Here is a 13,263-nt window from a genome sequence, read left to right on the forward strand (position 1 = left end):
TGTCCTTGGTGTCAGGCGTGAACGCCGCCATGGTGAGTGGCGGTGGAGCGAAGATCCCGATACCAGCGCTCTACCGGGTGTTCTTTGACAAAGCCGTGGCCACCGAGCAGTTGGACACCGTTGGTTCCAATCTCCATGCTTTTCTCATTGCATAGCAAACGGGCCAGGCAGCTTTCCCGGTGGAAGCTTCGGCCGGTTTCGGCCCTACTGGCGGCGCGCCAGGTGAGCATGCGCATACTGTCGGTCTCAATGGCCATATTGCTGATCATGAACGCCACCGATTGCCGGTGGCTGATAGGCTCGCCAAAGGCCTGACGGTCGTTACAGTAGGGAATGACATAATCCAGCACGGCCTGCGCTGTACCGATGGCCAGGCCGCAGCGCATCAGGGCGGCTCTGTCGATGAAAGCCTGAAAACAGAAATCGTCATCGCCGAGCAGTGCGTCGGCCGGTACGTCCAGGTTGTCGAACCGGACTGAGGTGGCCTCCGCCGCGCGCAACCCCATCCCCGGGGTATCCGCTATTGCCAGGTTTAGGCCAGTGGTTTCAATAATAAAGACCCGGGGTGTGCCATTGAGGGCAGCCGAGACCAGCAACAACTCGCACTCGGCGCCTGCAATCACAAACGATTTTTCGCCGTTAATCCGGTAGCCCTGGTCGGTCTCGGTAGCCGTGGTGGATGGTTGCATTGGGTCAAACAGCGGCGTTGGTTCGTCAATGGCGAGACTGGCCACCGGAGGCGTATCCTCGCAGAAGGCCGGCAGATAGCGGGACTGTTGCTCTCCATTGCCCCAGCAACTGATCGCCTGGGCGACACTGAAGGGTGCCAGTAGCCGAATTGCCAGAGCCATATCGCCCCAGGCCAGTTGCTCAGCAATCAGCACGCTGGTCACCGGTGACTGCTGTTCGGCCACCCCACCGAATTCGCTGGGTACCGCGTACATGGGCAAGCCAAGGGCAGCGGCCTCGTGTTTAACGGCTTCAGGCAATCGGCCCTGTTCGTCGGCCTCCTGGGCTGCGGGCCTGAGGACATCCCGGGCCAGGCGTTTCAGGCTGTCGACAATCATTTGCTGGTCGTCGTCCAGGCTAAGGTCAAACAGGTCGCCTGGGGCCCCGGGTGGCAGTCGCTTCCGGGGTAGCCAGTTGCGAACCCGTTTGAACTCACGGCCCGCCAGGGCAATGGTCCGGAAACCGGTCCGAGTGCCTTGGTATGCCGTACGTTCAAGTGGAGATCTCAAGCCCAGTCGATCGAGCAAAGGGTTGCCGGATATCCGGTTCATGATCGAGAGTGCAAGTCCGATTGGATCCCTGGTCACGCTGAACTCCTGAGGTTGTCTGATTGATCGCACCACGTGGAACCGAGCATGGCTCCGTAGGTCACAATGGCCATTGGCAGGTGTAGCATTCCCTGATGGCATTGTGGTCAATTGTGATTTTGGCGCGCCAGGCGTAGAAGCGCGCATCCGCTATCGGTAAACTCACCCCCTGACTCAGGGATTCGTCAATCATCCAGGTGGGAAACCCAAACACCGCATGCTGTTACCCCGACATCACATACAGAGAATCCTGAAGCTGACCGGGCTTGCGGTGCTGTTGAGCGCGTCTGCCAGCCATGCCAGTCAGGTCAGGGTTGAGGTTGAGGGCGATCACAGTGACTTGAGAGACAATGCCCGGATTTTTGTGGGTGAGGTAGAAGGCCGCTCAGCCGATGGCCTGCGCCGTTACGCCTCCACGGCGATAGCCCAGGTTGAACAGGCCATTCGGGCCCTGGGGTACTACAATCCGGTGATCACATTCGAAGTCACCGAAAACGCGGATGGGCTGGCCGAGCTGGTGTTGACGGTGGTACCGGGGGAGCCCGTACGCATTCGTTCCCGGTCAGTGCTGATCGAGGGGCCAGGCAGCGAAGATCCGGTACTGGTTGATCAGATTCCGAAAGAGCCAGCGGAAGGAGATGTGCTTCATCATGGCCGTTACAACACGCTGCGGCAGGCCATACAGAATCGGGCGCGACGTCTGGGTTACTTTGACGGTGAGTTTGTGACCCGCCGACTGGAAGTAGACCCGTCCGAGAATTACGCAGATATTACCTTGCACTACCGTACCGGCGAGCGGTATCGCCTGGGAGCAGTTACCTTCCTGGAAGGCCATGGTTTTGATGACGGTTTACTGAACCAGTTTGTGACCTTTGAGCCTGGCATTCCTTTCCATGCCGATGAAGTGGCGAAGCTCAACAGCGATCTCTCAAGCAGTGGTTACTTTTCCGGTGTGGATATTGATGCTTCACCGAATCGGGCAGAGGATGGTGTGATACCGGTGGATATTGGTCTTACCCCCAGACCGCCCCGGTCGGTAGGCGCCGGTGTTGGCTTCTCAACAGACGTCGGCCCTCGGTTCCGCGGTAACTGGCGAGAGCATTACACCAACCCCATGGGTCATCGCCGCGGGGCAGACACGGAGCTTTCGGAGCTGCGGCAGAACGTCAGTGGATGGTATGAGCTGCCATTGGACCCGCCAATGACGGATTCCATACGGCTGGGCACCGGTTACCAGCGAGAAAATATCGAAGATGTGGAATCGGAGCGACTGACTCTGGGGCAGCAATGGCGGCATCAGTTGGATACCGGTTGGATGCAGGTGCTTTCAATACGTTGGGAAGGCGAGCGCTTCAAAATTGGGGAAGATGAGCGAGGCAATTCCAGTCTGTTGCTGCCAGGGCTAAGTTATTCAAAGCTCCAAGCCAACTCTCCCCTGGACCCATCGAGGGGTTATCGGCTGCAATTTGACGTGACCGGCGCCCATCGCGCGATTATTTCCGATGCAGATATCCTGCATGTGAATGTGCTCGCAAGGGGGCTGTATACCCTGGCTGATAATCACCGGTTCCTGACCCGTTTCAACTTTGGCGGGGTGGCGACCAACAGTTTTTCCGATGTGCCCCCCTCATTGCGCTTTTTTGCCGGTGGTGATCAGAGTGTCCGGGGCTATGGTTATGAAACCCTGTCGCCCCGTGATGACAACGGTGTAGCCGTTGGTGGCCGTTTTCAGCTGGTCGGTGGTGTCGAATATCAGTACGAGTTTGTCCGGAACTGGCGGGTGGCGGCGTTCGTCGACAAGGGCAACGCGGTGAATGATGTGTTTGACCGGCTGGCGACAGGTGCGGGCCTGGGGATTCGCTGGGTGAGCCCGGTCGGGCCGCTGCGTCTGGATTTGGCGAAAGGCCTGGACGAGGAATTTGACGGCGGCTGGCGTATTCACTTTTCCATGGGGCCAGAGCTGTGACCGATCATCCACCGGTGCCACCAGAGCAGGCTGAACGTCAGCCGAAGAAACACAAAAAGCCGCTGCGCCGGCGCTGGTGGTTCTGGCTGTTGCTGGTTGTCGCATTGTTGCTGTTTTTGCCTCTGGTGGTCGTTGGGCTGATTTTGCTGGCCCTGCATACCGAAAAGGGCACAGCCTGGACCATTGATCAGATTCCCGGGTTGCAGACCGAGGCCGACCGAGGTTCCCTGCTTGGCCAGTGGCAGGCCGACCGCCTTGAATGGCAGGGCTATGGCGTGGGTGTGGTGGTTGAGGCTCCGGAAGTAGACTGGTCTCCGACGTGCCTGTTCGAAAAAACCATCTGCCTGGACACGCTCAAGGCCGATCGGAGTGCAGTGACCCTGCAGCCCTCTGAATCTGATGATGAACGTTCCGGTGATATCAGCCTTCCCAGGATTAACCTGCCGCTGGCGGTGGTGATCGGGGATGTTGCCCTGGGGCCGCTGACGGTCAATGACGGAGCCATCTGGGACCGGTTTGAGCTGCAATCCCGGGCCTCCGGTGCCAGCCTGGAGCTTGAACACGTGCTGTATCAGCTGGAAGAGATGCGGGTATCGGCGAGTGGTCGCGCTGACATGCGGCGGGATTGGCCCCTGGATATCGATGTTGACGTATCCTTGCCGCCGCCATCGGGAGATGACTGGCAGGTCACCGTTAACCTGGGTGGCAGCGTCAGGGACTTGCGGTTGCGAGGTGCCAGCAGTGGTTATCTCAATGCGAATATACAGGGGCAGGTTCAGCCGCTGGAAAGCCGTCTGCCAGCGTCCATCAGACTCGAATCCGAGCGTTTTCTTGCCCATCATGATCTTCCGGAAACACTGACGCTGAAGAACTGGCGATTAACCCTTGACGGTTCCCTGGCCAACGGCTTCAGGACCCGTACCCAGGCGCTACTGCCGGGTACCGAGGGTGATATCCAGACGTCTATCCAGGGATTGGTCACCACAGAGAAGGTGACAGATCTGGTACTGTCCATGGCCGGCCCGGAAAGAGGGGGTGGTGAGCCACCCGGAACCCTGGAGGTGCAGGGCGAGGCCTCCTGGGCTGATGGTCTGGCCGCTGATGTGGGGCTGGCCCTGAACCGCTTCCCCTGGTACACCCTGGTGCCGGGGGTGGGCGAGCCTCCGGTTTCGCTCAACCGTCTGGAAGGTCGGGCAAGTTACCAGGAAGACCGCTACCAGGCGGATCTTGACGCGCAGGTTGCCGGTCCCCTTGGGGATGCCGAGCTGAAGGCCCGCCTTGATGGCGATACTCAGGCTGTCCGTATCACCCAGCTCGACATGACGACCGGAGCGGGTTCCCTGTCTGGCGAAGCCGAGCTCGATTTTTCTTCCCAGCTGGCTTGGCAAGCTGCCCTGGTTCTGGATCAGTTCAATCCGGGCTATTGGGTGCCTGTGCTGGAGTCCCGGTTGGATGGCAACGTAACCAGCGAAGGCCAGCTTCAGGACGACGCATTGCCCCGAATGTCGGCGGGCTGGAATCTGCAGGGACGATGGCAGGGGAACAATGCTCGCGCCCGGGGCCAGTTGGTCAGTGACGGTCGCGAATGGCAAGTGGATGATCTTGTACTTGTCGTGGGTGAGAACCGTATAGAAGGGCAGGGTCGTTACGGCAGCCAACTGGCAGGTGACTTGTCCATCCTGTTGCCTGAACCGGCGATGTTTGCCGAAGGTTTGGCTGGTGAACTGGAGGCCAGCCTGCAGTTTGCGGGCACCGTGGATGATCCCACCGCCGAGCTTGTCGTGGCTGGCCGCGGATTGAGCTGGCAGGATCTGTTGCAGATTGAGGCCGTGGATCTTGATGCCAGTCTGGCCAAAGGCCGTGTGCTGGATGCAGCGCTGGAGATCAATGAGATTCGTGCTGCCGACCAACAGCTGGAGAGCGTATCCCTTCGCCTTGAAGGTACCCGGGATGAGCATCAGCTAACAGTCAATGCCAGCCACAGTGAGGCGACCCTGCTTGCCGTATTTGCCGGCGCCCTGGGTGAAAGCCTTGATGCCTGGCAGGGTGCCCTGAACCGTGGTGAAATCGACATACCCGGCCCGGGCCAGACGTGGCAACTGGAATCTCCCGCTGACCTTGCCTACACCGAAGAAGGCAAACTGAGCCTAGGCGCTCACTGCTGGCGCTGGCAGGACAGTTCTGTGTGCGCTGACGATCAGCAGCTATTGCCGGATGCCCACATCGCCTTCCAGATTCGCCAGTTTCCGACCACGGCCCTTGAACCACTGTTGCCTGATACCTTCCGATGGAGTGCGCACCTGGATGCCGACGTGGATCTGTCACTGACCGACGCAGGGCCGGATGGCAGAATCACACTGGATGCCGGTGAGGGAACCTTCGAATTCCTGGTGCTGGATGACTGGGAAACCCTGAGTCATGAGGGTTTGACCGTTGATGCTCGTCTTCAGCCCAGCATAGCTGAGCTTTCAGTTGCCCTGCGAGGCCCGGAGCTGGGCGATTTTAATGCCGAGCTGGCGGTTGACCCGATGGCTGAAGAACGACCGGTACAGGGCCGTTTCAGCCTGAACTCACTGGATCTGGCTTTTGCATCCGCCTTCGCCGGGGTGGAAGAGATTGGAGGTCAGGTTAACGGCCAAGGCGAAATTACCGGCCCATTGTTACGTCCCATGATTCATGGCGAGCTGGCTCTTACGAATGGTCGTTTTTACGATCCGGGCCTGCCACTACCACTGAACGATGTGGTTCTGGTGCTCGAGTTTCTCGGGGATTCCGCTGATATCAGCGGGCGCTGGAACAGTAACGACCGCAGTAGCGGGCAACTTTCGGGGATGATCAATTGGCAGCAGGAGCCCGAGATTGAGCTGTCGATTGTTGGCGATAGGCTGCCAGTGAATGTCGAACCCTATGCCCGGGTTGAAGTCGGGCCAGACCTCACCATTGCTTTCCGCAGTGGTGAACTCTCTGTGTCTGGACGGGTGGAAGTACCCCGTGGTGAGATCGAGATCAAGGGGCTTCCGGAGTCAGCGGTTTCTATCTCCGAAGATGAGGTGATTGTCGGAGTTGAAACCGAGGAGCCGACCATCCGGCGTATGGTGATGGACGTGACTGTGGTGGTCGGCGAAGACCGGGTAGCGTTTGATGCTTTCGGTGTGACCGGGAATCTCGAGGGGACTCTGCGGATTGGCAACGACATGGATACCCGGGGTGCGCTTCAACTGGTGAATGGTCAATACCAGGCATTTGGGCAGGATCTGGAACTGCGGCGAGCGAGAATCCTGTTTGTGGGTGCCCTGACGGAACCCTACCTGGACATAGAGGCAGTGCGCAGAGTAGACACTGTTGTTGCCGGTATCAGGCTTAGCGGCCCCGTGAACGCCCCTGAAACCGAGGTGTTCTCTGAACCTTCCATGCCCCAAAGCGATGCGTTGTCCTACATCATTCTGGGCCGTCCGCCCCAAGGCCGCGGTGATGACGGCCAGATGGCGCAGGCTGCGTTGTCGTTGGGGCTGACCCAGGCCAGCAGATTGACCCAGGGCATTGGAGACGAGCTGGGCATTCGCAATCTCACCCTGGAAACGGAAGGCTCCGGAGACGAGGCCGCGGTGGTGGCCAGCGGATACATTACCGATGAATTGAGCCTGAGGTACGGCGTCGGGATATTCGAACCGATCACCACGGTCGCACTGCGATATGATCTGGGCCGGTATTTCTATCTGGAGGCGGCCAGTGGCCTGGCCGCCTCGCTGGATATCTTCTACACCCGGGATTTCTGATCGATGGTTGTTAATCCAGGTTGAAGGTGGCGTTGACGCTGGCCTGGATTTCCCGGGGGGCGATACTGGAAACGGTGTCGCTGGCGGCTCTTGCTTCCGCCATCATCATGGGCATCGGGCGGTGGCCGCCATTGATGTTGATGGTTTTCACCTCACCACAGGTTTTGCCCAACTGTTCCGCCACAAAGGCACACCGGCTGCGGGCATCCTCGATGGCCCTGGCCAGTGCCTGACGTTGCAGGCGCTCTTCGTCGGAATGGAAGAACTGGTGTTCGCTCAGATGGTATTGCAGACCAGCCTTGTGGGCCTGTTCCAGCAGAGGGTTCAGGAGTTCAAGATTGTCGATGGAAAAGCTGACTGTCTGGCTTGCCACCGCCATTCGCTCCGGTTGTTGCCCACGCTCCTGAACCGGTAGTGACCGGGTATACAGGTTAACGTTGGCGTCTGAATAGTCCACCAGTTGGTCGCGCATGCCCTGTATCGCCTTGCGCCATTGCTCCATGGTCTCGGAAAGGCGATCAGAAGCCCGCTCTGGGAGGTTGTGCTCGGCACTGGCGGTAAATTGCAAACGGGCGCTGTCCGGAGTGTAGCGAACGCTGCCCTCCCCACTCAGGCTCACTTCGCCAGCGGAAACGGCCAGTGGTGCCAATGAAGCCACGAACACCGTTGCGGCCAGTGCTTTGGTGTATTTTTTCATCATCAGTCTCCTTGCTGGCCAAAGGCCATATCTTGGCTTTGCAGCCGCTCCAGTTTCCGAGCCCGGGCGGCATGCACAAAGTGGCTGAAAATCCGCCGGTGGCCGGTGTGATACAGCAGGTATTCCGGATGCCACTGAACCCCCATCAACCATTGTTGCCCGGTGTTTTCGATGGCCTGCACGAACAGGTCGTTGTCCAGTGCCGTTACCCTGAGATTCCGCCCCAGGTGTTTAATCGCCTGGCTGTGAATACGGTTCGCGCCAATCAGGGTGCTGTGCATCAGCCGGCCTATCCGGCTGTCCTGGACCAGCTGGACCGTTTGAAGGGGCAGCAGCAAAGGGCGGTGGCGGGTTTTCATTCGCAGCGGGGTCACGTTCTGGCACAACGACCCGCCATGAAAGACATTGATGAACTGGGCCCCACGGCATATACCCAGTACCGGAATGTCTATTTCCTCGGCTTGCTCAAGCAGCCTGAAGTCGGTTTCGTCCCGTTTCAGGTCGTATCTCGCGGTCACTTGTGGCTGTTGGCCATAGCGGTTGGGGTGTACGTGGGTGCCGCCAGAGAGGACCAGGCCATCGAGCAGGGAGACGTCCGTGCTGGATCCGGGGCGAATGTAGTGCGTGTGGGCGCCATGCAGCCGCAGGCCCAGATTGATCAGTCTGTGGGCGGTGCTGCGCCTGGCGGGGCCGCTGATGCCAATGGTGATCCCCGGCGATTCTGGTGCTTCTGAGATCTCAGACATAGCCGCGCTGTTTAAGCCATTGTTCCGTGGTGTCACGCCATGAGCGGGTGAGATTGCGAAAACTGAATGTCTGGGCTTCGCGGAACAGTTCCCTGAGTTCTTTCAGGTGCTCTGGATGGTTTGCGATCTGCTCCAGTACCACCCAGTCGTTCCAGACCGTGGAAAAATGCCATCGGGGGTTGTCGATATCGCAATCGGGTAACCGGTAGTGAAGCGTCGGCCGGCTCTTGATTCTCGGGTCGTCCACATAGTCGTGCAACAGCTCTGAATCCAGATGTGCAAACAGTGGCAGAAGGTCCAGGGCCTTGTTCCGCGTCGGGTTGAAGTTCAGGTAGTCTTTCATCAGCGAGGCCTGGTCGGGAGCATAATCTTCCGCCATCAGCATGTCCGTGTAACGGCTGCTCCAGGGCTCGATGTAAGTGGTAAATTTTCGGCTTATGTCAATCTGATGCCGGGATTTGAGCCAGTCATAAAGTGCCGCGAAGGCCTGCAGGTAGGTGACAATGGTTGCGGGTTCCAGGTCCGGCAGTTCGGGATTGAGTTGCAGGCCGAAAGCAAAATAAATCGCTTCCCGGCTGCCTTCCGCGCCAAGTTCGCGCAGCTCGTCTACCAGTTCTTCGATCAGGCCCAGTCTGGAAAAGGGCAGAGGTGGCCCGACAATCTCAAGAGGCACAATGCGTTCTGCGGCAAAATCGATAACATCCATGGCGTGGGTGCCCAGCTCGCGGATTGACTCGGGCAGGCGTTCGTCCGCCAGGTCAAGATCCTTCACAGGGTCAGAGTCCAGCTCAATGGTGAAGGTGCCGGCGTCAGTCTCCAGACGGCTGACATAACGCGACTCCAGCTCCGGGCTGCCCTTGAGCAGGCGGGCGACATGTTCGACCAGTTCATCGTAGCCCAGTCCGGAGAGCTCAATCTCCACGCCAACTCTACGCTCTTCTCCTTGATGATTACGAAGCCGCTCCGGCATCGCACAACGCTCTGTCGAATTCATTGGCACCTTGCATCCATATAATTCACGGACTTAAACCATAACACACCGATATGCAGCGGCCCGATTACATGACAGAAAATTTCAATCGGGCTTTACACTGGATAAAACACTGTATATAGTCAAATCACTGTATATAAAACCAGGATGAAAAACCCGGAGTACATGCATGAAGCTGACCGCGCGACAGTCCCAGGTGCTGGATATCATCCGGCGGTACGTAGACGAAACCGGTTACCCGCCAACGCGGGCAGAAATCGCTGCCGAACTGGGGTTTCGCTCCGCCAATGCGGCAGAGGAGCATTTGCGGGCCCTGGCCAGGAAAGGCGCCATCGAAATGGTGCCTGGTGCCAGCCGGGGGATTCGACTGCCGGAAGTGGAGCAGGACCCGGGGTTACCGGTTGTCGGCCAGGTTGCGGCGGGCAGCCCGATTCTCGCCCAGGAACACATTGAAGAGCACTGCACTTTGCAGCCGGAATTTTTCTCGCCATCCGCCGATTACCTGCTCCGGGTGCGCGGCATGAGCATGAAAGACATTGGCATTCTCGACGGTGATTTGCTCGCAGTACATCGCACTCAGGATGTTCATAACGGGCAGGTGGTTGTGGCCAGGGTTGGTGAAGAAGTGACGGTAAAACGGTTTCGCAGGGACGGCTCGAAGGTCTGGTTGATTGCGGAGAACGAAGAGTTCGCCCCGATTGAAATTGATCTGGCCGAACAGGAGTTGTTTATCGAAGGTCTGGGTGTGGGCGTGATCCGCCGATCAGATTTGCATTGATAACCAGCAATAAGAAACGATTAGCGCAGGTAGGTGAGCAATGGAACAGTTAAGCTTCACTCAGAACATGGCGTTCCAGCCGGCGGCCATCATGCCCGCCCGCACGGTGTCTACAGGAAAAGCACGGGCCACAGCCCTTCACTCATCGTCAGACGCCGGTCGGGGAACCAGGGATTTTGTCGGTAACGTGACGGAAATTATTCTTCCTGAAGGCCAGGTAGAGAATGTCCAGTTGCTGCTCCCTATGCTCACCCAGCTGAATCAGGAGAAGCGCTGGCTGGCCCTGATTGACCCGCCACAGTCCCTGGTTGGCAAGTGGCAGAAAATGCACGGTATTGTGGCCAGTGAGTTGCTGGTATTGCGCTCAACCAACGATTACTCCGCACAGCAGCTGGCTGAGCGGGCTTTGAGTGCTGGTACCTGTCATGCGGTGGTGCTCTGGACTAACAAGCTCGGGCGTTCAGCCTTTGAGTCCCTTCAAAAGGCTTCGGCGCAAGGTAGCAGCCACGGCGTGGTGCTGCGTCATCGGTAAAGGAGTTCAGTGGAGGGTGTATTGGGGCTGGGATTCGGCCAGATCATTGTCGTCATCGTCCCAGTCAATATCGTGTGCGATATTGCCAGCGGCCTCAATCCCTGCCGCAATCATCGCCTTGGCAACGCTCATGTCGCGGTCTTCCATCATTTCCCTGGCCTCCTGCGAGAAGGAAATGCGCACCAACGGCGCTGCGTCGTCATCAATGCGGCGCAAGGCGTAGTCGCCATTGGCAAGTTGTACGATTTCAAAAAACGATGGTGACATTCGTTCAACCTTTGTCTTGGTGTATTCGATTCGGTGCGGGAATTTAGCCAACAGGGTGGGGCTACCACTCGCTGTGTTGTTCCTCAAGCCGTTTGGCCAGTTCAGTCATGGCCGCCAGAGTCTTTCTAAGTGTGGCGGCGGAACGGTCCGGGCCCTGTTCGACGGAAACCGCAATGATATTCTCTTCCGTAACATTCTTGCGTGTGGTCGGAGGCTGGCTCAAAGCTGATTCAACCTGGTCAAGATGGTCCCACCAGCTTCCCGATGTCTCTGCCAGTTCTCTTAAAAGCCGGGTCTCGTGTACCTCGTAAGGAAACAGCGCTTCCAGTTCTGCTAATGTCTGCGGTTTTTCGGCTTTGTGCTGATGGTATCGGGCAATCATGACCAGCAGCGTTTGCCTTGCCCGCAGCAGGAGCTCGGCGGAGCCCTGAGACAGCGCTTCCGTTTCCGCAGCGGAGCGCTTGGTGTCCGACTCAAGCCTGGCGAGTAAGGTGTTGGCCAGAAAAAGCTTTTGGGCTACCAGTGAGTACCATTGTGATGCCATCTACCACCCGCACTACGTGAGCGTTCAAGAGTCCAATCAGAACAACCGCCAGAGTCTATCATTTTTGCGCGCAAATTTCTCCTCCCCTGGGCTCCCCGTAGTAGCTGCATTTCACAAGAAACTACAAACAATCACTTGAAACGGTCGTTTGAAACTGGCAAAAAGGCGCACAGATTGAACAAGCTTTGATCGTCTTGTGGTCCATTATTGGAGGTAATAAGGATGCGGAACCGGATAATTGCTGCTATTGCAGCGGCGGTATTGGGGTGTTCAGGTCCGGCCTTGGCAAAGGTGTCGCCGGCAGAGGCCGAGCGTTTGAAGAATGATCTCACGCCGGTGGGTGCAGAGCGGGCGGGTAACGAGTCTGGCACCATTCCGGCTTGGACTGGCGGGTTGGCTTCACCCCCGGCCAATTGGCGCGAAGGCACCGTAGAGATTAACCCGTTCCCGGAAGACGAAGCGCTGTACGTTATTACCCGTGACAATCTGGACCAGTACCGGGACATACTGTCGGACGGCCACATTCAGATGCTGGAGCAATACGGCCCGGAATTTTTCATGCCGGTGTACCAGGCCCGCCGAACAGCAGCGTTCCCCGAGCATGTCTACGAGAAGTTTTACCAGAACGCACTGACAGCTGAACTTCTGGATAACGGTAACGGTGTTCGAGACACCATCATGACCAGTCCGTTCCCCATTCCACAGAACGGCCTGGAAGCGATCTGGAACCATATTCTCCGGTACCGGGGTGAGGAACTGTCGTTCCGCAGTGCATCGGCTACGCCGCAGCGGGACGGCTCGTTCAACCCGGTCGTTAACCAGTACGACTATTTCTTCGCCTACAGTCGCCCCGGTGCTGAGCTGGAAGACATTGATAACAAGATTTTCTACCTGAAAACCGAAACCGTCGCGCCGTCCAGCCTGGCTGGCACTATTACCCTGGTTCATGAAACCCTTGACCAGGTTCGCTCACCGCGACTGGCATGGCGTTACGATTCCGGTTCCCGCCGTTTGCGCCGGTCCCCGAATCTGGCCTATGAGACGGATCTGCCGAACTCATCGTCACTGCGTTCAGTCGACCAGAAGGACATGTACAACGGTGCCCCTAACCAGTACGACTGGGAACTCAAGGGCAAGCGTGAACTGATCGTTCCCTACAACGCCTACAAACTGCACGATGAAAGTGTTCGTCCAAATGACGTGATCCGGCCGAACCACATCAATCAGGACCTGACCCGATACGAGCTTCACCGGGTGTGGGTAGTCGAGGCGAAGCGACGCACCGGCATCAGCCATATCTATGATCGCCGCGTTTACTACATTGATGAGGACAGCTGGCAGATTCTGGCCACGGAAGAATATAACGAGGCTGGCGAACTCTGGCGTGTATCCGAAGCCCACAACATTGTCTATTACAGTGTGCCGGTCTTCTGGACCACCATGGAAATGACGTATGATCTGAAAGCACAGCGTTACTACATCGATGGCCTGGATAACGGCTACCCGGCCTATAATTTTGAGCCTGGGTATCGGGGCAACGAATTTACCGCTGCCGCCGCCCGCAGGGCCGCGCGCCGGTAAACCTTCCCCGGGTGCTGCCTGCTTATGGGCAGCACCCGCCTCAACCGACTGCCAGGCTCCGACATCCTG

11 protein-coding genes are annotated in these 13,263 nt (G+C 58.0%); 5 read left to right on the forward strand and 6 right to left on the reverse strand.

Going from position 1 to position 13,263, the window contains the following annotated elements; genetic code table 11:
- Positions 1–11: 11 nt before the first annotated feature.
- Positions 12–1,316 (reverse strand): acyl-CoA dehydrogenase family protein, encoded by a 1,305-nt coding sequence (locus J122_RS08140; RefSeq protein WP_061331795.1) that lies wholly within the window; start codon positions 1,314–1,316, stop codon positions 12–14.
- A 217-nt stretch (positions 1,317–1,533) separates the two neighbouring features.
- Between J122_RS08140 and J122_RS08145 the strand changes: the two genes are divergently transcribed.
- Entirely contained in the window at positions 1,534–3,282 is a 1,749-nt protein-coding gene (locus J122_RS08145) for an autotransporter assembly complex protein TamA (protein ID WP_082780537.1), read from the forward strand.
- Complete coding sequence (locus J122_RS08150) at positions 3,279–7,058, forward strand: translocation/assembly module TamB domain-containing protein (protein ID WP_227510138.1); 3,780 nt, start codon at positions 3,279–3,281, stop codon at positions 7,056–7,058. The genes J122_RS08145 and J122_RS08150 overlap by 4 nt, the downstream gene beginning before the upstream one ends.
- A 10-nt stretch (positions 7,059–7,068) precedes the next feature.
- On the opposite strand, the gene J122_RS08155 is transcribed toward J122_RS08150, so the two are convergent.
- The 3 genes from J122_RS08155 to J122_RS08165 are packed head-to-tail and all read right to left on the reverse strand — an operon-like array spanning position 7,069 to position 9,495.
- A complete protein-coding gene (locus tag J122_RS08155) occupies positions 7,069–7,758 on the reverse strand; it encodes an SIMPL domain-containing protein (RefSeq protein WP_061331796.1) in 690 nt (229 codons plus the stop codon).
- The gene (locus J122_RS08160) at positions 7,758–8,501 is read right to left on the reverse strand and encodes a gamma-glutamyl-gamma-aminobutyrate hydrolase family protein (RefSeq protein ID WP_061331797.1); all 744 of its coding nucleotides are present in this window, start codon (positions 8,499–8,501) and stop codon (positions 7,758–7,760) included. Before J122_RS08160 ends, J122_RS08155 begins: the two co-directional genes overlap by 1 nt.
- A complete protein-coding gene (locus tag J122_RS08165) occupies positions 8,494–9,495 on the reverse strand; it encodes an amidoligase family protein (RefSeq protein WP_058090187.1) in 1,002 nt (333 codons plus the stop codon). The genes J122_RS08160 and J122_RS08165 overlap by 8 nt, the downstream gene beginning before the upstream one ends.
- A gap of 166 nt (positions 9,496–9,661) precedes the next feature.
- Between J122_RS08165 and lexA the strand changes: the two genes are divergently transcribed.
- Both lexA and J122_RS08175 read left to right on the forward strand, forming a co-directional pair.
- Entirely contained in the window at positions 9,662–10,270 is a 609-nt protein-coding gene (gene lexA / locus J122_RS08170; protein WP_058090186.1) for a transcriptional repressor LexA, read from the forward strand.
- Positions 10,271–10,310: 40 nt separating this feature from the next.
- Complete coding sequence (locus tag J122_RS08175) at positions 10,311–10,802, forward strand: cell division inhibitor SulA (RefSeq protein WP_061331798.1); 492 nt, start codon at positions 10,311–10,313, stop codon at positions 10,800–10,802.
- A gap of 6 nt (positions 10,803–10,808) precedes the next feature.
- Here J122_RS08175 and J122_RS08180 read toward each other — a convergent pair whose 3' ends face one another.
- Positions 10,809–11,069, reverse strand: coding sequence for a hypothetical protein (locus J122_RS08180; protein WP_058090184.1), 261 nt, complete (start codon positions 11,067–11,069; stop codon positions 10,809–10,811).
- A gap of 61 nt (positions 11,070–11,130) precedes the next feature.
- Complete coding sequence (locus J122_RS08185) at positions 11,131–11,613, reverse strand: DUF6586 family protein (protein ID WP_061331799.1); 483 nt, start codon at positions 11,611–11,613, stop codon at positions 11,131–11,133.
- Between the two features lie 222 nt (positions 11,614–11,835).
- Between J122_RS08185 and J122_RS08190 the strand changes: the two genes are divergently transcribed.
- Complete coding sequence (locus J122_RS08190; RefSeq protein ID WP_061331800.1) at positions 11,836–13,194, forward strand: DUF1329 domain-containing protein; 1,359 nt, start codon at positions 11,836–11,838, stop codon at positions 13,192–13,194.
- Positions 13,195–13,263: the final 69 nt, after the last annotated feature.

Origin of the sequence: Marinobacter excellens LAMA 842, from assembly GCF_001574445.1 — a bacterium.
Lineage (GTDB): Bacteria > Pseudomonadota > Gammaproteobacteria > Pseudomonadales > Oleiphilaceae > Marinobacter > Marinobacter shengliensis.

Coding starts and splice junctions, on each gene's coding strand:
- J122_RS08175 (WP_061331798.1), top strand. CDS start 10,311: ATGGAACAGTTAAGCTTCACTCAGAACATGGCGTTCCAGCCGGCGGCC.
- J122_RS08190 (WP_061331800.1), top strand. CDS start 11,836: ATGCGGAACCGGATAATTGCTGCTATTGCAGCGGCGGTATTGGGGTGT.
- lexA (WP_058090186.1), top strand. CDS start 9,662: ATGAAGCTGACCGCGCGACAGTCCCAGGTGCTGGATATCATCCGGCGG.
- J122_RS08160 (WP_061331797.1), bottom strand. CDS start 8,501: ATGTCTGAGATCTCAGAAGCACCAGAATCGCCGGGGATCACCATTGGC.
- J122_RS08155 (WP_061331796.1), bottom strand. CDS start 7,758: ATGATGAAAAAATACACCAAAGCACTGGCCGCAACGGTGTTCGTGGCT.
- J122_RS08185 (WP_061331799.1), bottom strand. CDS start 11,613: ATGGCATCACAATGGTACTCACTGGTAGCCCAAAAGCTTTTTCTGGCC.
- J122_RS08180 (WP_058090184.1), bottom strand. CDS start 11,069: ATGTCACCATCGTTTTTTGAAATCGTACAACTTGCCAATGGCGACTAC.
- J122_RS08145 (WP_082780537.1), top strand. CDS start 1,534: ATGCTGTTACCCCGACATCACATACAGAGAATCCTGAAGCTGACCGGG.
- J122_RS08165 (WP_058090187.1), bottom strand. CDS start 9,495: ATGAATTCGACAGAGCGTTGTGCGATGCCGGAGCGGCTTCGTAATCAT.